Raw genomic sequence first — 18,672 nt, 5'->3', positions numbered from 1 at the left:
GGCTGTAAAAAGCCGGTTTCCCGCGCGCCTCAGCCCTGTTGGGCGACGGCGCGCGAGGAGGCCGCGGCGATGACCAGCGCCAGCGCGGCGACCAGGGCGAAGGAAAAGCCCACCGTGCTGGCTTCCGCCACGAAGCCGAGCAGGGCCGGGCCGGTCAGCACGCCGGCGTAGCCGAGGGTCGCCACCGCGGCGATGGCTTGGCCGGCTTCCCCCTCCGCCTTGGCCCCGGCGGCACTGAACAGCACCGGCACTACGTTCGACAGGCCGAGCCCGGTCAGCCCGAACCCGGCGACCGCCACCACCGGGCCGCCCCCGGTCAGCGCGACCGCCAGCCCGGCGAAGGCCAGCACCGCGCCCGCCCGGACCAGCACCGGCCCGCCGAAACGCTGGCGAAGCCGGTCGCCGCAGAAGCGGCCCACCGCCATGGCGCCGGAAAAGACGGCGAAGCCCAGCGCCGCGATCGACGCCGCACCCCCCAGATCCTCGCGCAGATAGACGGCGCTCCAGTCCAGGATCGCGCCCTCGCTCATGAAGGCCAGGAAGGTCAGGGCGCCCAGCAGCAGCGTGCCGCGGTCGGGCAGGGCGAGGCCCGTCGGCTCCGCCTGCTGATCGGCGCTTCCGGGCAGGAAGCGGCGGTGCAGCGCGAAGAACAGGGCGAGCAGGGCCGCCGCGAGGATGGACGCCTGGACCGGCGGCGGCAGGACTTGCAGCAACAGGCCGCCCATCCCGGCGCCGAACAGGCCGCCCAGGCTCCACATGCCGTGTAGAGACGACATGATGGGCCGTCCGAGATGGCGTTCCACTAAAGCGCCATGGGCGTTCATCGCCACGTCCATGGTTCCGCCCGCCGCCCCGAACAGGAACAGCACCGCGCACAGCGACAACAGATCCGGCATCAGCGCCGGCAGCGGCAGGATCAGGGCGAAGGCCACGGCGGTGAGCCGGATCACCGGCGCGCTGCCCACGCGGCCGAGCAGTGGGCCCGTGCCGACCATGGCCGTCAGCGCCCCGGCGGCGAGGCAGAGCAGGGCGACGCCGAGCACGCCGGGGCTGAGGTCCAGGTGATCCTTGATCGCCGGGATCTGGGTGGCCCAGACGCCGAACACCGACCCGTTGACAAAGAAGGCCGCCAGGGAGGCAAGCCGGGCGCCCGGGGCGCGGTCGGCGAATTCCCGTATGGTGAAATCCTGCGTTGCCGCCTGCATGACTCCCCACGCTCCTTCCGTCGCCCCCGATGAAGGGGCCAGATGCGGCAGGACGGCGCGGGAATCAAGGCCGCGCGCCGCAGGGCACCCTTGCACGGCTCTTTCGTACGGGATGGCAGGCCCCCGAAACGGCGAAAGCCCCGGCGGCGGGCCGGGGCTTTCGTTTCGCTGGGGCGGAACCGAGGACTCAGTGCGCGCCGGAATGGTTGCCGGCGTCGCGCGGCATCGTGTTGGAGCGGCCGCCGACGATGAAGCGCGACAGGTAGGTCGGCAGGATCACCTCGCAGCTCGACAGATTGGTGATGCCCAGGTCCTTGAAACCCGGCGCGCCGGCGGCGGCGACGTTGTCGGTCCGCAGCATCTCCACCTGATCGCGGGTCAGCGGCGGGGCGACGATCGGCGGCACCTTCTCCAGCAGGCCGCCCAGCGTCTCCGCGATGTTCCAGGGAACCGGGACGAGGAAGCGCTTGCGGCGGATCTCCCGCAGCATGAGCTGCATCAGCTCCTTGAAGCTGTAGACGCGCGGGCCGCCCAGCTCGAAGGTCCGGCCGACCGCCGAGTCCAGCGTCGCGGCGGCGGCGATGGCGTCGGCCAGATCGCCGACATAGACCGGCTGGAACCTCGTCGACCCGCCGATCAGCGGCAGCGCCGGGGAGACCTGCGCCATGGCGGCGAACTTGTTGAAGAAGCCGTCCTCCGGCCCGAAGACAATGCTTGGGCGGACGATGGTGGCGCCGGGGAAGGCCTGCGCCACCGCCTGCTCGCCCGCCGCCTTGGACTTGGCGTAGGCCGAGGCCGACTTGGCGTCGGCGCCGATGGCCGAGACATGGACCAGACGGCGCACGCCGCTGGCCTTGGCGATGCGGGCGATGCGCGCCGGGGCGTCGACATGCACGGTCTGGAAGTTCCAGGCCCCGCGCTCGTAGAGCGTGCCGATCAGGTTGATGACGGTGTCCGCACCCTGGATGGCCCGCGCGACGGACTGGTCGTCCTTCACGTCGGCGGCCATCGGCACGATCTGCCCGACCGAACCGGCGGTCTTCAGGAAGTTGGCCTTGTTCGGGTGGCGCGACACCACGCGCACGATGGCGCCGGTCTTGGCGAGGCGGCGAATGAGATGGCGGCCGACGAATCCCGAACCGCCGAACACCGTGACCACTTCAGAGCGATAGGACATCGACCTTCTCCCGTGCCGTTGGGCCCGCAAATTCTTCCCGACCGGGCCGCCCGCCAGCGGGGCAGGGCGACCGGATCGGGGGTTGCTTATATAGAAACCTCCTGGAAGAGGCTAGGGCCTGACGCGCCGCCCGCGGCCCATTTCGCACCCCGCGGGGCTTTCGGCGCGAAAGTGAAAAAAGCTGTTGACGGGTCTCCGCCAGCCGGCTACATAAGCGGCCCACACCGAGCCCAGGTGGCGGAATTGGTAGACGCGCAGGTTTCAGGTACCTGTGGCAGAAATGTCGTGGAAGTTCGAGTCTTCTCCTGGGCACCATATCTACCCGGCTGCGCCGCATGCTACGGACCTCCCCCAGTGGGACGGAAAAGTGGCAGAGCGGCGTTCGTCGTTTCTGGGGTCCGTGGCCGGGGGCCGTCCTATTGAGCGGGAAGCCACCCAATGCCCATCGACCTCCATGACGGCGACCTGCCGGACGGTCTCGACCTGAAGTCCTTCGCCCGCGGCGGCGCCGTCGCCATCGACACCGAGACCATGGGGCTGAACCCCCACCGCGACCGGCTGTGCCTGGTCCAGCTTTCCCCCGGCGACGGCACGGTGCATCTGGTTCAGTTCCGCAAGGGCCAGTACGATGCGCCCAATCTGAAGCGCCTGCTCACCGACCCCGAGGTCATCAAGCTGTTTCACTTCGCCCGCTTCGACGTGGCGGTGATGCAGGCCTATCTGGGCATCGTCTGCCAGCCGGTCTACTGCACCAAGGTCGCGTCCAAGCTGGTCCGCACCTTCACCGACAAGCACGGGCTGAAGGATCTGGTGAAGGATCTGCTGGGGGTGGAACTGTCCAAGCAGCAGCAGTCCTCCGACTGGGGTGCGGCGGAGCTGACACCGGAGCAGATGAAATACGCCGCCTCCGACGTGCTGCACCTGCACGACCTGAAGGAGAAGCTGGACGTGATGCTGGCGCGCGAGGGGCGGACGCATCTCGCCAAAGCCTGTTTCGACTTCCTGCCGGCCCGCGGGGAACTGGACCTCGGCGGCTGGGAGCAGCCGGATATTCTGGCGCATTGAGGGTGGTCGCATTGACGGCCGGCGCCGGGACAGGAGCCTCGGTGGAATAGGTCAAGCCCTCCGGACGTTGATTTGACCGGACGCGCGCGGGTGGGCATACTGCCCGCGCGGCGGCTGGCCCGTTGTCGCGGATACGCGTGTCGCCAGTCGGAGTACTCATTTTCGGCCCCATGGGCCAACCAGAAGAGGCAAGCACCGCCTTGACGAGCCTGACCGCATCCAGCCTGGCACCCAGCCTGATCGATCGCCCAGCCGACGCCGCGGCCGACCGCGACATCGCGAGCGCCCGGCGCGTCCTGCGGATGGAGGCCGACGCCCTGGCCGCGCTGGCGGACGGGCTGGACGGCGCCTTCGTGCGCGCTCTGGACCGGCTGGCCGGAATCGCGGGGCGCGTCGTCGTCTCGGGCATGGGCAAGTCCGGCCATGTGGCGCGCAAGATCGCCGCGACGCTGGCCTCGACCGGGACGCCGGCCTTCTTCGTCCATCCGGGCGAGGCGAGCCACGGCGACCTCGGCATGATCGCCCGGCAGGACGCGGTTATCGCCCTGTCCAACTCCGGCGAGACGCACGAGCTGTCGGACATCGTCGCCTACACCCGCCGCTTCGACATCCCGCTGATCGGCATCACCCGGCGCGCCGGCTCCTCCCTGGCCGAGCAGTCGGACGTGGCGCTGGTGCTGCCGCCGGCCCCGGAGGCCTGCCCGCTGGGGCTGGCCCCGACCACGTCGAGCACGATGATGCTGGCGCTGGGCGACGCCCTGGCGGTGGCGCTGCTGGAGCGGCGCGGCTTCACGGCGGCGGATTTCAAGCAGTTCCACCCCGGCGGCCAACTCGGCCGGGCGCTGCTGAAGGTGACCGACGTGATGCACAAGGGCGAGGATATGCCCCTGTGCGCCTTGGATACGCCGCTTTCCACCGTCATATTCGAGATGACGGCCAAGCGGTTGGGCTGCGTCGGCGTGGTGGACGCCACGGGCGCGCTGGCCGGGGTCATCACGGACGGCGACCTCCGCCGCCACCTGACCCCGGAGCTGTGGGCGGAGCGCGCCGACAGCATCATGTCGCCGCGGCCCAAGACGATCCGCCCCAAGGCGCTGGTCGAGGAGGCGTTGCGGGAAATGAACGCGAAGCAGATCACCAGCCTGTTCGTGGTGGAGGCGGACCGGCCGCTCGGTGTTGTGCACATTCACGATTGCCTGCGCGCCGGGGCGGCGTGACGGGCAGCCGGAGGACGGTTGACGCCATGGACAGCGACCTGAAGGATCGGACGGTGAACACGGAGGATCGGCGCGCCGATGCGCCTTCCCTCGCCGCACGGCTCATGGCTATGCCGGAGTCGATGCCCGACAGCGAGGCGGCCAAGCGCATCCACCGGCGCCGGGAAATCCGCCCGGTCAGCCGGGTCTACAGCCGCTTCGTCACCGGGATGAAGTTCGCGCTTCCGGCGCTGGCGCTGGCGGTGATGGCGCTGATCGCCGTGTGGCCGTCGCTGACCGAACTGCCGACCCTGCGCATTTCCGCCGACAAGGGCCAGCTTGAGATGATCAAGCCGCGCTACATCGCGGTGGACGAGGACAACCAGCCCTTCTCGCTGGTGGCGGCCAAGGCCGACCGCATCGCCGACCAGCCGGACATCGTCCTGCTCGACCAGCCGGAAGCGGAGATGACCCAGACCGACGGCACATGGGTGACCATCCGCTCCGACAAGGGCTGGTACAATCAGGTCACCGGCATCCTGAAGATGCGGGGTCATGTCCGCGTCATGCGCGACGACGGCAACGAATTCACCACCGAGGAAGCGGACTCCGACATCCGCAAGGGTACCGCCTGGGGCGATGTCCATGTCGTGGGCCAGGGGCCGCAGGGCGTGATCAACGCCGAAGGCTTCCGCCTGTCCGACCGTGGCAAGACGATGGTGTTCCTGAACCAGTCCAAGGCCGACGTCCAGGCCGCCGAAAGCCCGGGAGGAAAGACGCGTTGAGTGCAGCCACCCTTGCGGCCCCGCTGATGGCCGCGTTCCTTCTGCTGTCGGGGGCCGCCGTCCCGGCGGTGGCCCAGGGGCTGCCCGGCCTCGGCGGTGGACCCAACCCGGTCGAGGTCAACGCCGATCAGGCCATCGAATGGCATCAGGACGTGCGCGCCTATGTGGCGCGTGGCAACGCCTCGGCCAAGCGCAGCGACAGCACCGTCTACGCCGACGTGCTGACCGCCTACTACCGGGAGGTGCCCGGCAAGGGGAACGAGGTGTTCCAGCTTCTCGCCGAAGGCAACGTGCGCATCGTCAGCCCGACCCAGGAGGTCTTCGGCGAACGGGGCGTCTACGACGTGGACAAGCAGGTGGCGGTGGTCACCGGGCGCAACCTGAAGCTGGTCACCCGCACCGACATCGTGACGGCGCGCGACACGCTGGAATATTACGAGGCCAAGAACCTGACGGTGGCCCGCGGCGACGCCGTGGCCGTGCGCATCGCCAACGGCGACCGGCTGCGCGCCGACATCCTGATCGGCCAGCTCAAGAAGATGCCGGACGGTTCGACCCAGATGGAGCGCATCGACGGCGCGGGCAGCGTGGTGGTGACCACCGCGACCGACGTGGCGCTGTCCGACAAGCTGGTCTATTCGGTGGCCGACGAGACGGCGGTGCTGCTGGGCAACGTCAAGATCACCCGCAACGACAACCAGCTCAATGGCGACGCCGCCGAGATGAACATGAAGACCAGGGTCAACCGGGTGATCGCCGGCCCCGCCACCGGCGGGCGGGTGATGGGCCTTCTGATCCCCGGCCAGGAGCCGGGGGCGCCGGCTGGCCGGCCCACCGCCCAGGCGGGCGGCAAGCCCACCGCGCAATCGGGCGGTACGCCCGCCGCGCAATCGGGCGGTACGCCCGCCGCGCAATCGGGCGGTACGCCCGCCGCGAAGCCCTGACCGACCCGGCAGCGAATCAATGGCCATGGACATCGAAGACCGGGACCTCGGCGGTCCGACCCTTTCCGCCCCGAATGCGTCGGGTCACCCGGCGGGGCAACCCGCCACCGACGTGCGCCCGGCCGAAGGGCTGGTGGCCCTGCATCTGGGCAAGGCTTACAAGAAGCGCCCGGTCGTCCGCGACGTGACCGTGACGGTCCAGCGCGGCGAGGCGGTCGGCCTGCTCGGCCCCAACGGGGCGGGCAAGACGACCTGCTTCTACATGATCACCGGGCTGATCGCCGCCGACTCCGGCACTATCCTGCTCGACGGGCAGGACATCACGGCGCTGCCCATGTACCGCCGGGCGCGGCTGGGCATCGGCTATCTGCCGCAGGAGGCGTCGATCTTCCGCGGCATGTCGGTGGAGAACAACATCCGCTCCGTTCTGGAGGTGGTGGAGCCCAACCGCGACACGCGCGAGCAGATGCTGGACGAGCTGCTGGCGGAGTTCTCAATCACCCACCTGCGCCGCGCCCCGGCGCTGGCGCTGTCGGGCGGCGAGCGGCGGCGCGTCGAGATCGCCCGCGCGCTGGCCTCCCAGCCGCATTTCATCCTGCTCGACGAGCCGCTGGCCGGCATCGACCCGATCGCGGTGAACGACATCCGCGAACTGGTCAGCCACCTGCGCGACCGCGGCATCGGCGTGCTCATCACCGACCACAACGTGCGTGAAACCCTCGACCTCGTCGATCGGGCATACATCTTGCACGATGGTGTGGTACTAATGGAGGGAGAGCCGGCCGAGATCGTGGCGCACGAGGACGTGCGCCGGGTCTACCTCGGGGACCGGTTCAGCCTCTAGTGCGGTTTCCCTGCCCATGGCGCTCAGCCAACGCCTCGATCTTCGTCAGACCCAGTCCCTGGTGATGACTCCGCAGCTGCAGCAGGCCATCAAGCTGCTGCAGCTGTCGAACATCGAACTGTCGGACTTCGTGGACCGCGAGATCGAGCAGAATCCCCTGCTGGAGCGCGACGGCGGCCCCGGTGAGGGCGGCGGCGAGTCCGGGGGCGACGGTGCCGGTGACGGTGGGGGCGAGCGGGGGGCAGTGGACCTCGCCGCGCCGGAGGAGCGCCAGCCGCCGATGACCGACGGGCGCACCCGCGACACGGTGGAGATGACGTCGTCGGAGACGATGGGGTCGGCCTCCGACGCGCCTCTCGACACCGATTTCGAGAATGTCTATTCCGACGACCGTTTTTCCGACGGGACGGACGGTTCCAGCGACGTCTACGGCTCCTGGCAGGAACGTGGCGGCCGCGGCGGTTTCGAGGACGACGAGTCCAACCTGGAAGCCACGCTGACCGGCCAGAAGAGCCTGCGCGACCATCTGACCGAGCAGCTGAAGATCGACCTGCCGGACCTTGGCGACCAGCTCATCGGTCTGGCGCTGATCGACATGCTGGATGAGGCCGGCTGGATCACCGGGCTGGAGGTCGAGAGCCTCGCGGGGCAGCTCGGCTGCGCGCCGGAGCGGGTGGAGCGGGTGCTCGCCGCCTGCCAGCGCTTCGACCCGCCGGGCATCTTCGCGCGCTCGCTCAAAGAGTGCCTGGCGATTCAGCTGCGCGAGAAGAACCGCTTCGACCCGGCGATGGAGGCCCTGCTCGACCATCTGGAGCTGCTGGCGGCGCGCAACCTGCCGGCGCTGATGAAGGTCTGCGGCGTGGACGCCGAGGACGTCGCCGACATGGTGGCGGAGATCCGCAAGCTGAACCCCAAGCCGGCGCTCAGCTTCGACCACACGCCCGCCCAGCTCGTCACCCCCGACATCCTGATGCGCGCCAACCCCGGCGGCGGCTGGCTGATCGACCTGAACCCGGACACTTTGCCGCGGGTGCTGGTCAACCACCGCTATTTCGCGCGCATCTCCGGCACCGCCCGCAACAAGGCGGACAAGGAATACATCACCGAGCGCTTCCAGTCGGCCAACTGGCTGGTCAAGTCGCTGCACCAGCGCGCCACCACGATTTTGAAGGTGGCCAGCGAGATCATCCGGCAGCAGGACGCCTTTTTCATCCACGGCGTCTCGCATTTGAAGCCGCTGATCCTGCGCGACATCGCCGAAGCAATCGGCATGCACGAGAGCACGGTCAGTCGCGTCACAACCAACAAGTTCATGGCGACGCCGCGCGGCGTGTTTGAGTTGAAGTATTTCTTCACCTCCGCCATCCAGGGGGCCGACGGGCAGGCGGCCCACTCGGCGGAGGCCGTGCGCTACCGCATCAAGGCGATGATCGACGCCGAGAAGCCCGAGGACGTGCTGTCGGACGATAAAATCGTCGAAATCCTTCGTGGTGAAGGGATCGACATTGCGCGCCGGACGGTCGCGAAGTATCGTGAAGCGATGCGCATTCCGTCATCGGTGCAGCGACGCCGTGCCAAGATGTCACGCATGTAACCGGGCCGGGAGGGGGCCGTCCTTGATTGACAGCCCATACCGCCGTCACTATGGTCCCCGTCCGCACGTGGCGGCCTTCCGTCGTCCTATGTCTATCGCGGACCAGATTGGAAACATCCCAAAATGCAACTGACCGTCAAAGGCAAGCAGCTTGACGTTGGCGACGCTCTGCGCACCCACGTCGCGGACAGCCTGAACACCATCGTCGGCAAGTATTTCAACAAGCCGATCGAGGCCAACGTCGTCCTGACGCGCGAAGCGCATCTGTTCAAGGCCGACATTCAGGTCCATGTCGGTCGTGGGATCGTCCTTCAGAGCGCGTCCGACGCCACCGAGCCGTACCCCGCCTTCGACACCGCGTGCGAGAAGCTGGCCAAGCGCCTGCGCCGCTACAAGCGCCGTCTGCGCGACCACCACAGCGTCGAAGCCCCCGCGCAGGAAGCCTTCCCGGCCCGCTACCAGATCCTGGAAGCGGAGAAGGACGAGGCCCATGTGGAGAGCGAAGAGGCCGCTGCCGAGGAGGCGCAGCCCATCGTGATCGCCGAGATGGAAACCAACATCGCGACCCTGGCGGTCAGCGAGGCGGTGATGCGCATGGAGCTCGCCGACGCTCCGGCCCTGATGTTCCGCAACGGCGCCCATGGCCGCCTGAACCTGGTCTATCGCCGCGCCGATGGCAACATCGGTTGGGTCGACCCGGCGGAGAAGGCCGGCGCCTGAGTCCGGTCTCTGTTCCAACCACACCCAAAGCGTCATGCTCGATCTCATCACGCCGCACGCCATTCTCCCGAACCTGAAGGCCGGCAGCAAAAAGCAGGCCCTGCAGGACTTGGCGCGCAAGGCGTCCGAGCTGACCGGCCAGCACGAACGGGCGATCTTCGACGTCCTTCTGGAGCGCGAGCGGTTGGGCACCACCGGCGTAGGGCATGGCATCGCCATCCCGCACGGCAAGCTGCCCAACCTCGACCGTGTCCACGGCGTCTTCGCCCGGCTGGAGCGGCCCATCGACTTCGATGCGATCGATGAGCAACCGGTCGATCTGATTTTCCTGCTGTTGGCTCCGGATCATGCCGGCGCCGACCATCTGAAGGCGCTGGCCCGTGTGTCGCGCCTGCTGCGCGACCAGTCCATGTGCGAGAAGCTGCGCGGTTCGGACTCGGCGGACGCGATCTATGCGTTGCTGACCCAGCACGAAGCCAGCCACGCGGCGTAAGGCGCGTTTCCTGTGAACATGAAAAAAACGGGAGAGCCGCCGGCCCTCCCGTTTTTTCGTTGTGCGGCTCCCGATGCCACCGCTTCTGCAGCCAACATCAGCGCCAGCATCGGCAACGCGTACGTATGTACGTCCGTACGCGTCGCCGATGCTCTGTACGTTCAGGCCCGCTCCGCCCAGCCCATGTAGTTCACGTCGAGATCGCGCGGGTTCAGCCGAAACTCGTCGGACAGCGGGTTGTAGGTGATGCCGGTCAGGTCGCGGATCGCCATCCCTTCGGCGCGCACGGCGGCGGCCAGTTCGCCAGGGCGCAGGAATTGGCGCCAGTTGTGGGTGCCGCGGGGCAGCCAGCGCAGGATGTACTCCGCCCCGACGATGGCCAGCGCGAAGGACTTCGGCGTGCGGTTCAGCGTCGCCAGGAACAGCGCCCCCCCCGGCGCCGTCAGCTCCGCGCAGGACTTCACGAACAGCGGCACATCGGCGACATGCTCGATCACCTCCATCGCCAGCACGGCGTCGAAGCGCTCGCCGCTGGCGGCCAGGGCCTCGGCGGTGGTGGCGCGGTAGTCGACGGGGGTGCCGGTCTCCGCGGCGTGGGCGGCGGCGGTGCGGACGTTGCGCTCGGCCGCGTCCACGCCGACCACAGTGGCGCCCATGCGGGCCATAGGCTCCGACAGCAGGCCGCCGCCGCAGCCGATGTCTACGATGCGCAGGCCCTTCAGCGGCTCCGCCGCCAGCGGGTCGCGGCCGAAGCGGCGGCACAGCGTGTCGCGGATGTAGGCCAGCCGCAGCGGGTTCAGCCGGTGCAGGGGCCGGAACTTGCCGGCGGGGTCCCACCATTCCGCGGCGATGGCCGAAAAGCGGGCGATGTCCTGGGGGTCGACAGTGCCTGCGGTGCCTGCGGTTCCGGCGGTCGCGGTCATGAAAGAAATCCCGTATGCTTGGATTGCGAGAACAATTGCGGGGCGAACTTGCCTCGCTGTGAGCGACAGAGTATGGATACGCCGCCCCGCGCCGGCAACGGTAGAGCGGGGGCGCGGACTGCCGGCTTATGTGCCGGCCCAGACATGGTGTGAGGTATGGCGCGGATCGTCCTCAAGTTCGGCGGCACGTCGGTCGGCGACATCGACCGCATCAAGAACGTGGCCCGAAAGGTCGAGCAGGAAGTCAAGGCGGGGCATCAGGTCGCCGTCGTCGTGTCGGCGATGTCCGGCGTGACCAACCAGCTCGTGAAATACTGCAACGACATCGACAAGCTGCACGACGCGCGCGAGTACGACGCCATCGTCGCTTCGGGCGAGCAGGTGACCTCCGGTCTCCTCGCCATCGCGCTGCAGTCGCTCGGCATCCAGGCGCGGTCCTGGCTCGGCTGGCAGATTCCGATCTACAGCGACGAGACGCACGGCAAGGCGCGCATCGTGTCCATCGACACGGCGGAGCTGGACAAGCGGATGAACACCGGCGAGGTCGCTGTGGTCGCCGGCTTCCAGGGCGTGACCGAAACCGGCCGCATCACCACGCTGGGCCGCGGCGGCTCCGACACCTCGGCGGTCGCCCTGGCGGCGGCGCTGAAGGCCGACCGCTGCGACATCTACACCGATGTGGACGGCGTCTACACCACCGACCCGCGCATCGTCACCAAGGCGCGCAAGCTCTCCAAGATCACCTACGAGGAGATGCTGGAGCTGGCGTCGCAGGGGGCGAAGGTCCTGCAGACCCGCTCGGTCGAGATGGCGATGAACCACCGCGTGCGCGTGCAGGTTCTGTCGAGCTTCGAGGAGGCCGCCGGCAGCGCGCTTCCCGGTACCCTTGTTGTTGACGAGGACGAGATCGTGGAAAAGGAAGTTGTGAGCGGCATCGCCTACAGCCGCGACGAGGCGAAGATCACCCTCATCGGCGTCGCCGACCGTCCGGGCGTGGCGGCCAGCATCTTCGGTCCGCTGACCGACGCCGCCGTCAATGTCGACATGATCGTCCAGAACGTGTCGGAAGACGGCAAGTCCACCGACATGACCTTCACCGTCGGCAAGGCCGATATCGCCCGCGCCGTCAAGGTGCTGGAGGACGCGAAGGCCGAGCTGAACTACAAGCGCATCGTCTCCGACGCCAACGTGGTGAAGGTGTCGGTGATCGGCGTCGGCATGCGCAGCCACGCCGGCGTCGCGCAGCGCATGTTCAAGGCGCTGGCCGACAAGGGCATCAACATCCAGGTCATCTCCACCTCCGAGATCAAGATTTCCGTCCTGATCGCCGAGGAGTATGCGGAGCTGGCGCTGCGCGCGCTGCACACCGCCTACGGGCTGGACGCGGCCTGAGTCGCGGTGAAGGGGGAGGGGCGGCGATGACCGACGCCAGGTCCGACGCGGTCGCAGGCGCCCGACTCGACCGGCTGTGGGAGCGTGGCTGCGCCTTCCTCGGCACGCGCACCGCCATCATGGGCGGTGCGATGAGCTGGGTGTCGGAGCGCCACCTCGTCTCCGCCATCTCCAACGCCGGGGGCTTCGGCGTGCTGGCCTGCGGCTCGATGCCGCCGGACCTGCTGGCGGCGGAGATCGCCGCCACGCGGACGCTGACCGCGAAGCCCTTCGGCGTCAACCTCATCAACATGCACCCGGAACTCGATCGTCTGATCGACGTCTGCCGGGAGCTGGCGGTGAGCCACGTGGTGATCGCCGGGGGCTTCCCCAGCGGCGCCACCATCAAGCGCATCAAGGACGGCGGCGCCCGCGCCATGACCTTCGCCCCGACGCTGGTCAGCGGCAGGCGGATGGTCAAGCTCGGCATCGACGCCCTGGTGATCGAGGGCACGGAGGCCGGCGGCCATATAGGCCCCGTCTCCACCACCGTCCTGGCGCAGGAGATCCTGCCCGACCTGCGCGAGGTCCCGGTCTTCGTGGCCGGCGGCATCGGGCGCGGCGAGGCCATCCTGTCCTACCTGGAGCAGGGGGCGGCGGGCGTGCAGATCGGCACCCGCTTCGTCTGCGCCACCGAATCCATCGCGCACCAGCGCTTCAAGCAGGTCTTCATCAAGGCCTCGGCGCGCGACGCCCAGGCGTCCGTGCAGATCGACCCGCGCTTTCCGGTGATCCCGGTGCGGGCGCTGACCAACGCCGGGTCGAAGCGCTTCATGGAGCTTCAGCGCGAAGTCATCGCCCGCGTGGACCGCGGCGAGAAGACGCGCGACGAAGGCATTCTGGAGATCGAGCATTTCTGGGCCGGCGCGCTGCGCCGCGCGGTGATCGACGGCGACGTGGAGAGCGGCTCGCTGATGGCCGGCCAGAGCGTCGGGCTAGTCACGCGCGAGCAGCCGGTGGCCGAGATCATCGGCGACCTGATTGTCCAAGCCGAAGCGGCGCTGGCCGCCCGCTCCCCGCACATTGACGCCGATGAGCAGCCGGACATCGGCCGGTCGGCCACCGGTCAATCGGCCATCCTGGGGGCGGCATGAGATGAATGGCGTCGTGGGCGACATCCCCTCCGCCTCGCCGGGCTTCGACGGCGCCGCCTCGCGCCGCCTGCTGGCGCGGCTGCGCGACGTCATGGCGGGCTCCGGCTCCGGCCAGGAGCGGCTGGACAAGATCGTCACCCTGATCGGCATGGAGATGGGGGCGGACGTCTGCTCCTGCTACGTCATGCGGGCGGGCGAGGTGCTGGAGCTGTTCTCCACGCTCGGCCTGAACCAGGACGCCGTGCACAACACCCGCCTGCGCGTGGGCGAGGGCATCGTCGGCGACATCGCCGGCCACGCGCGGCCCATCGCGCTGGACAACGCGCCGTCGCACCCCAGCTTCGCCTACCGCCCGGAAACGGGGGAGGACCCGTTCCTGTCGCTGGCCGGCGTGCCGATCCTGCGCGGCGGCAAGGTCCGCGGCGTCCTGGTCATCCAGCACAAGGACCGCCGCCGCTACACCGAGGTCGAGGTCGAGACGCTCCAGACCATCGCCATGGTGGTGGCCGAGCTGGTCGCCCAGGGCGAGCTGGTCAACCCGCAGGAGGTCGCCTCCACCGGTGATCCGGCGCTGCTGCCGGCCCGCCTGTCGGGCACGTCGCTGGCCAGTGGTCTGGCGATGGGGCTGGCGGTGATCCACCGCCCGCAGCTGACCATCCGCCAGATGGTGTCCGAGGACGCGGAGAGCGAGCTGGCGCGGCTGAACGCCGCCATCGCCACCATGCACAGCGCCATCGACGACCTGCTGAACGCGGCGGCGCTGGCCGGCTTGAGCGAGCCCAAGGACATTCTGGAAACCTACCGCATGTTCGCGGAGGACCGCGGGTGGCTGTCGCGCATCCGCGAGGCGATCCGCATGGGCCTGACGGCGGAAGGCGCCGTGCAGCAGGTGCAGAACGACACCCGCGCCCGCATGAGCCACCTGACCGACCCGTACATCCGCGAACGGCTCCTCGACCTGGAGGACCTGACCAACCGGCTGCTCCAGCACCTCGCCGGGCGCAAGTCGGAGGCGGACGGCGGCACGCTGCCGGAGGACATCGTCCTGGTCGCGCGGTCCATGGGGCCGGCGGAGCTTCTCGACTACGACCAGCGCCGCCTGCGCGGGGTGATCCTGGAGGAGGGGTCGCCGTCCAGCCACGTCTGCATCGTGGCCCGCGCGCTGAACATCCCGGTGGTGCAGGCGCCCGACGCGCTGAACCGGATCGAGCCGCTGGATCCGGTGATCGTCGACGGCGACCATGGGCAGGCCTTCGTCCGCCCGGCGGAGGACATCCAGATGGCCTTCGCCGAGGCCGTCGCCCTGCGCGCCCGCAAGGAGCAGATGTACGAGGCGATCCGCGCGCTGCCCTCGGTCACCCGGGACGGCGTGCCGATCTCCATCCAGCTCAACTGTGGCCTGCTGATCGACCTGCCGCACCTGAAGGCCAGCGGGGCGGAGGGGATCGGCCTCTACCGCACCGAAATCCCCTTCATGGTGCGCTCCACCTACCCGGACGTCCACGCGCAGACCGACCTCTATGCGCGCATCCTCGACCAGACCGACGACAAGCCGGTGGTCTTCCGCACGCTCGACGTCGGCGGCGACAAGATGCTGCCCTACATCGCGGCCAGCGAGGGCGAGGAGAATCCGGCGCTCGGCTGGCGGGCCATCCGCATCGGACTGGACCACCCGTCGCTGCTGCGTCAGCAGCTGCGCGCCCTGCTGCGGGCGTCCGCCGGGCGTCCGCTGTCGGTGATGTTCCCGATGATCGCCGAGGTGGCGGAGTTCGACGCCGCCCGCCGCCTGCTCGACCTGGAGATCGCCCGTCTGGAGGGTCAGGGCGGCGAACCGCCCAGCCGTGTGCGCGTCGGCACGATGATCGAGGTGCCGGCGCTGCTCTGGCAACTGCCGGCCCTGCTGCCGCGGGTGGATTTCCTGTCGGTCGGCTCCAACGACCTGACCCAGTACATCTTCGCCAGCGACCGCGGCAACCCGCGCACCTCCGGCCGCTACGACCCGCTGTCGCCGGCCATGATGAGCCTGCTGCGGCGGCTGGTCGAGGCCTGCGGCGACGCCGGTGTCCCGGTCAGCATCTGCGGCGAGATGGCCGGCCGGCCGCTGGATGCCATGGCGCTGATCGGCATCGGCTTCCGCACCCTGTCGATGTCGCCGCCCTCGGTCGGGCCGGTGAAGACGATGTTGCGCTCGCTCGACGTGGCGGCGCTGCGCCAGTACATGAACGGGCTCTATCTGCGCGGTGACCACAGCCTGCGCGACAAGCTGCGCAGCTTCGCCAAGGACCACGGCGTCATCATCTGAGGCCCCGCCCAAGCTTGCGCCCAAGGTCGCTTCCTCCACCCTGGAGCCATATCCGGCGCTGTGCTGTGCCGTGACGGCGTTTTGTTACAGCGGTTTGGACGAAGGGCGTATACAAGAGGGCAGGATCAAGGTCTTTCCCGGTTGCGCCGACCCCGCGGCTGGCGTACCCATGCCGGGACTGCGACCATAAGTCATCCGAGGCGACGGTACGGTTGAGATGATGGCCAAGCGCAAGGTTTTCGGCTCCTACGACTCCGCGCAGGACGGCGCGGCGCAGACCGGCCCCAGCGTGTCCGATACCCTGCGCGAAACGCGCGAGAGCCTCGGCTACGACCTGCGCGAGGTCGCGACGATGCTGCGCATCCGCTACCCCTACCTGCAGGCCATCGAGGCGGGCCGGTTCGAGGATCTGCCGGGCACCACCTACGCCGCCGGCTTCCTGCGCTCCTACGCGGAATGCCTGGGGCTCGACCCGGACACCATCCTCACCCGCTACAAGGACGAGGCGGCGGGCCGCACGCGCAGCCAGCAGCTCTATTTCCCGACCCCGGTGCCGGAAGGCCGCATCCCCGGCGGCACCGTCCTGCTCGGCACGATGGTGCTGGCGGGCATCGTCTACGGCGGCTGGTACTATCTGTCGGCGACCGACCGCTCGATGGTCGATCTGGTCCCGACCCTGCCTGACCGGCTGGTCTCGCTGCTCGACACGCTGCCCTTCAACGCCAGCCAGAATGGCGGCGGCCAAACCGCGTCGGTGCCGGCTCCCGCCGAAACGCCCGCCGCCCCGGCGTCCGTCCCGACCGTGATGGCGGAGGCTCCGCCCGCCCCGGCGGTTCCGGCGGTGTCCGCCCCGCCGGCGGCTGGTGGAGCGTCCACGGCGGTGCCTGCTCCGGCGGCTTCCGCTCCGGTGGTTCCGGCTCCCGCCGCTCCGGCCCCGACCGCCCCGGCTCCAGCCTCTTCGGCTCCGGCGAAGCCCGCCCCGGCCCCTGCGGCGGTGGTCGCCCAGCCGGCGCCGGCCGCTCCCGCCAAGCCGAGCGCTCCCACGGCGGCCCCGGCTCCCGCTCCGGCCGCCCCTTCGACCGCTGGGCCCTCGGCCATGGTGAACGTCCCGCCGCCCCCGGCCGAGGACGACGAGTCCGAGGGCGCCACGCAGGAGCCGACCCCGCTCACCCCCGCCGCCCCGGCCATCGCCAGCCTGCCGCCCGCGGCCCCCGCGGCGCCTCCGGCGGACGGGGCGCTGCCGTCGAAGGTCTACGGCACGCAGAACGCGGCCTCGCGCATCCAGCTCCGCGCCACGCAGGACAGCTGGATCCAGGTGCGCGACAACAGTGGCGAGATCATCTTCACCCGCGTGCTGAAGCCGGGCGACGTCTACCGCGTGCCCGACCGCTCGGGCATCCGTGTCCGCACCGGCAACGCCGGCGGGCTGGTCGTGGTCACCGACGGGGTGGACGGCGCGCCGATGGGCGCGGTCGGGCAGGTGCTGCGCGACGTGTCGCTTGACCAGCACGCCCCGACCCTGCGCGGCGCCGCCCCCGCCCATTAGGGACGGGCTACCCATGGCTTTTTCTCTTGAATCCGGCGCGGCGGACCGCACTTCAGGCGTAACGCCGGCTGCGCTATAAGACCGCGCCGGACCCGATCCATGCCCCGAGGCCACAGCCCATGAGCAGCGTGCGCGCCTACCGCCAGATCCTTCGCCGCAAGTCCCGCCAGATCCGGGTGGGCAACGTGCTCGTCGGCGGCGATGCGCCGATCTCGGTGCAGACGATGACCAACACGCCGACCGCCGACATTGCGGCGACGGTCGCGCAGATCCAGGCGGCGGAACGGGTGGGCGCCGACATCGTGCGAGTCTCCTGCCCCGACCAGGAATCGGCGCTGGCGCTGAAGCAGATCGTGCCGCAGGTCTCGGTGCCGATCGTCGCGGACATCCATTTCCACTACAAGCGCGCCATCGAGGCGGCGCAGAGCGGGGCGGCCTGCCTGCGCATCAACCCCGGCAACATCGGCTCGGCCGAGCGGGTGCGCGAGGTGGTGAAGGCGGCCAAGGACTACGGCTGCTCCATGCGCATCGGCGTCAACGCCGGCTCGCTGGAGCAGGACCTGCTGGAGAAGTACGGCGAACCCTGTCCGGAGGCGCTGGTCGAGAGCGCCCTGAACCACGCCAAGATCCTGGAGGACCATGATTTCACCGAGTTCAAGATCTCGGTGAAGGCGTCCGACGTGTTCCTGGCCGTCGCCGCCTACCAGGGCTTGGCAGAGGCCTGCGACTATCCCCTGCACATCGGCATCACCGAGGCCGGCGGCCTGCGCGCCGGGACGGTCAAGTCGTCCATCGGGCTGGGCATGCTGCTGTGGTCGGGCATCGGCGACACCATCCGCGTCTCCCTGTCGGCCGAGCCGGCGGAGGAGGTCCAGGTCGGCTACGAGATGCTGAAGTCGCTGGGCCTGCGGCGGCGCGGCGTCACGGTCATCTCCTGCCCGAGCTGCGCGCGGCAGAACTTCAACGTCATCAAGACGGTGGAGACGCTGGAGGCGCGGCTGGCCCACATCACCACGCCGCTGACCCTGTCGGTCATCGGCTGCGTGGTCAATGGCCCCGGCGAGGCGCGCGAGACCGACATCGGCCTGACCGGCGGCGGCAACAACACCCATCAGGTCTATCTGTCCGGCGTCACCGATCACCGGCTGAAGGACCAGAACATCGTCGACCACCTCGTCGGGCTGGTCGAGAAGAAGGCCGCCGAGATCGAGGCGGCCAAGGCGGCGGAACCGGCCGCCGAGTGACGGAACCGGCGCGGGCGGACAATTGAACTGAGGACGCCCCGTGCCATCCGTGCTTAAATCCGCGGCAATCCTAACATTCTTGTGGGCCGTGCCGCGGCCTGGGCCAGAG

16 protein-coding genes and 1 tRNA gene are annotated in these 18,672 nt (G+C 69.3%); 14 read left to right on the top strand and 3 right to left on the bottom strand.

The window, feature by feature from the left end:
• Positions 1-29: 29 nt before the first annotated feature.
• Both H1Q64_RS20615 and H1Q64_RS20610 read right to left on the bottom strand, forming a co-directional pair.
• On the bottom strand, positions 30-1,205 hold the full coding sequence (locus H1Q64_RS20615) for an MFS transporter (protein ID WP_237905400.1): 1,176 nt from the start codon (positions 1,203-1,205) through the stop codon (positions 30-32).
• A 187-nt stretch (positions 1,206-1,392) separates the two neighbouring features.
• Positions 1,393-2,382: a complex I NDUFA9 subunit family protein gene (locus tag H1Q64_RS20610; RefSeq protein ID WP_237905399.1), complete on the bottom strand. Its 990-nt coding sequence runs from the start codon at positions 2,380-2,382 to the stop codon at positions 1,393-1,395.
• 228 nt (positions 2,383-2,610) lie between these two features.
• On the opposite strand from H1Q64_RS20610, the gene H1Q64_RS20605 reads away from it, so the two are divergent.
• The 9 genes from H1Q64_RS20605 to ptsN all read left to right on the top strand — a co-directional run bounded on the left by H1Q64_RS20605 (position 2,611) and on the right by ptsN (position 10,023).
• Positions 2,611-2,697, top strand: a tRNA-Leu gene (locus H1Q64_RS20605).
• 123 nt (positions 2,698-2,820) lie between these two features.
• Positions 2,821-3,447: a ribonuclease D gene (locus H1Q64_RS20600; protein ID WP_237905398.1), complete on the top strand. Its 627-nt coding sequence runs from the start codon at positions 2,821-2,823 to the stop codon at positions 3,445-3,447.
• Positions 3,448-3,647: 200 nt separating this feature from the next.
• Entirely contained in the window at positions 3,648-4,664 is a 1,017-nt protein-coding gene (locus H1Q64_RS20595) for a KpsF/GutQ family sugar-phosphate isomerase (protein ID WP_419468838.1), read from the top strand.
• A gap of 26 nt (positions 4,665-4,690) precedes the next feature.
• Positions 4,691-5,428 (top strand): LPS export ABC transporter periplasmic protein LptC, encoded by a 738-nt coding sequence (gene lptC, locus H1Q64_RS20590; protein WP_237905397.1) that lies wholly within the window; start codon positions 4,691-4,693, stop codon positions 5,426-5,428.
• Positions 5,425-6,372, top strand: coding sequence for an LptA/OstA family protein (locus tag H1Q64_RS20585; protein ID WP_237905396.1), 948 nt, complete (start codon positions 5,425-5,427; stop codon positions 6,370-6,372). The genes lptC and H1Q64_RS20585 overlap by 4 nt, the downstream gene beginning before the upstream one ends.
• Positions 6,373-6,391: 19 nt before the next feature.
• Positions 6,392-7,216, top strand: a complete 825-nt coding sequence (gene lptB, locus H1Q64_RS20580) for an LPS export ABC transporter ATP-binding protein (protein ID WP_237905395.1) — start codon at positions 6,392-6,394, stop codon at positions 7,214-7,216.
• A gap of 16 nt (positions 7,217-7,232) precedes the next feature.
• A complete protein-coding gene (gene rpoN / locus H1Q64_RS20575) occupies positions 7,233-8,810 on the top strand; it encodes an RNA polymerase factor sigma-54 (RefSeq protein ID WP_237905394.1) in 1,578 nt (525 codons plus the stop codon).
• Between the two features lie 123 nt (positions 8,811-8,933).
• Positions 8,934-9,530: a ribosome hibernation-promoting factor, HPF/YfiA family gene (gene hpf / locus H1Q64_RS20570; protein WP_014198054.1), complete on the top strand. Its 597-nt coding sequence runs from the start codon at positions 8,934-8,936 to the stop codon at positions 9,528-9,530.
• Positions 9,531-9,564: 34 nt separating this feature from the next.
• On the top strand, positions 9,565-10,023 hold the full coding sequence (ptsN, locus tag H1Q64_RS20565) for a PTS IIA-like nitrogen regulatory protein PtsN (protein WP_014198055.1): 459 nt from the start codon (positions 9,565-9,567) through the stop codon (positions 10,021-10,023).
• A gap of 161 nt (positions 10,024-10,184) precedes the next feature.
• Here ptsN and ubiG read toward each other — a convergent pair whose 3' ends face one another.
• Positions 10,185-10,946 carry a bifunctional 2-polyprenyl-6-hydroxyphenol methylase/3-demethylubiquinol 3-O-methyltransferase UbiG gene (gene ubiG / locus H1Q64_RS20560; protein WP_237905393.1) on the bottom strand — a complete coding sequence of 254 codons (762 nt, stop codon included), beginning with the start codon at positions 10,944-10,946 and terminating at the stop codon, positions 10,185-10,187.
• Between the two features lie 156 nt (positions 10,947-11,102).
• Between ubiG and H1Q64_RS20555 the strand changes: the two genes are divergently transcribed.
• The 5 genes from H1Q64_RS20555 (at position 11,103) to ispG (ending at position 18,563) form a co-directional block, all read left to right on the top strand.
• Positions 11,103-12,338 (top strand): aspartate kinase, encoded by a 1,236-nt coding sequence (locus H1Q64_RS20555; RefSeq protein ID WP_237905392.1) that lies wholly within the window; start codon positions 11,103-11,105, stop codon positions 12,336-12,338.
• Positions 12,339-12,364: 26 nt separating this feature from the next.
• Positions 12,365-13,471, top strand: coding sequence for an NAD(P)H-dependent flavin oxidoreductase (locus H1Q64_RS20550; RefSeq protein ID WP_237905391.1), 1,107 nt, complete (start codon positions 12,365-12,367; stop codon positions 13,469-13,471).
• A gap of 1 nt (position 13,472) precedes the next feature.
• Positions 13,473-15,773 carry a phosphoenolpyruvate--protein phosphotransferase gene (ptsP, locus tag H1Q64_RS20545; RefSeq protein ID WP_237905390.1) on the top strand — a complete coding sequence of 767 codons (2,301 nt, stop codon included), beginning with the start codon at positions 13,473-13,475 and terminating at the stop codon, positions 15,771-15,773.
• A 217-nt stretch (positions 15,774-15,990) separates the two neighbouring features.
• Positions 15,991-17,319 (top strand): helix-turn-helix domain-containing protein, encoded by a 1,329-nt coding sequence (locus H1Q64_RS20540; RefSeq protein WP_237905389.1) that lies wholly within the window; start codon positions 15,991-15,993, stop codon positions 17,317-17,319.
• 119 nt (positions 17,320-17,438) lie between these two features.
• Positions 17,439-18,563, top strand: a complete 1,125-nt coding sequence (ispG, locus tag H1Q64_RS20535; protein ID WP_237905388.1) for a flavodoxin-dependent (E)-4-hydroxy-3-methylbut-2-enyl-diphosphate synthase — start codon at positions 17,439-17,441, stop codon at positions 18,561-18,563.
• The last annotated feature ends 109 nt before the right edge of the window (positions 18,564-18,672 follow it).

The sequence above is a fragment of the Azospirillum brasilense genome, assembly GCF_022023855.1.
Classification (GTDB): Bacteria; Pseudomonadota; Alphaproteobacteria; order Azospirillales; family Azospirillaceae; genus Azospirillum; species Azospirillum brasilense_F.
Note: the sequence above shows the minus strand (reverse complement) of the source record. Positions and strands in the feature narration are given on the sequence as shown.

Bases quoted from the DNA above. Each gene is read 5' to 3' on its own strand.
- H1Q64_RS20615 (WP_237905400.1), bottom strand. From the start codon at position 1,205: ATGCAGGCGGCAACGCAGGATTTCACCATACGGGAATTCGCCGACCGC.
- H1Q64_RS20610 (WP_237905399.1), bottom strand. From the start codon at position 2,382: ATGTCCTATCGCTCTGAAGTGGTCACGGTGTTCGGCGGTTCGGGATTC.
- H1Q64_RS20600 (WP_237905398.1), top strand. From the start codon at position 2,821: ATGCCCATCGACCTCCATGACGGCGACCTGCCGGACGGTCTCGACCTG.
- lptC (WP_237905397.1), top strand. From the start codon at position 4,691: ATGGACAGCGACCTGAAGGATCGGACGGTGAACACGGAGGATCGGCGC.
- lptB (WP_237905395.1), top strand. From the start codon at position 6,392: ATGGCCATGGACATCGAAGACCGGGACCTCGGCGGTCCGACCCTTTCC.
- rpoN (WP_237905394.1), top strand. From the start codon at position 7,233: ATGGCGCTCAGCCAACGCCTCGATCTTCGTCAGACCCAGTCCCTGGTG.
- hpf (WP_014198054.1), top strand. From the start codon at position 8,934: ATGCAACTGACCGTCAAAGGCAAGCAGCTTGACGTTGGCGACGCTCTG.
- ptsN (WP_014198055.1), top strand. From the start codon at position 9,565: ATGCTCGATCTCATCACGCCGCACGCCATTCTCCCGAACCTGAAGGCC.
- ubiG (WP_237905393.1), bottom strand. From the start codon at position 10,946: ATGACCGCGACCGCCGGAACCGCAGGCACCGCAGGCACTGTCGACCCC.
- H1Q64_RS20555 (WP_237905392.1), top strand. From the start codon at position 11,103: ATGGCGCGGATCGTCCTCAAGTTCGGCGGCACGTCGGTCGGCGACATC.
- H1Q64_RS20550 (WP_237905391.1), top strand. From the start codon at position 12,365: ATGACCGACGCCAGGTCCGACGCGGTCGCAGGCGCCCGACTCGACCGG.
- ptsP (WP_237905390.1), top strand. From the start codon at position 13,473: ATGAATGGCGTCGTGGGCGACATCCCCTCCGCCTCGCCGGGCTTCGAC.
- H1Q64_RS20540 (WP_237905389.1), top strand. From the start codon at position 15,991: ATGATGGCCAAGCGCAAGGTTTTCGGCTCCTACGACTCCGCGCAGGAC.
- ispG (WP_237905388.1), top strand. From the start codon at position 17,439: ATGAGCAGCGTGCGCGCCTACCGCCAGATCCTTCGCCGCAAGTCCCGC.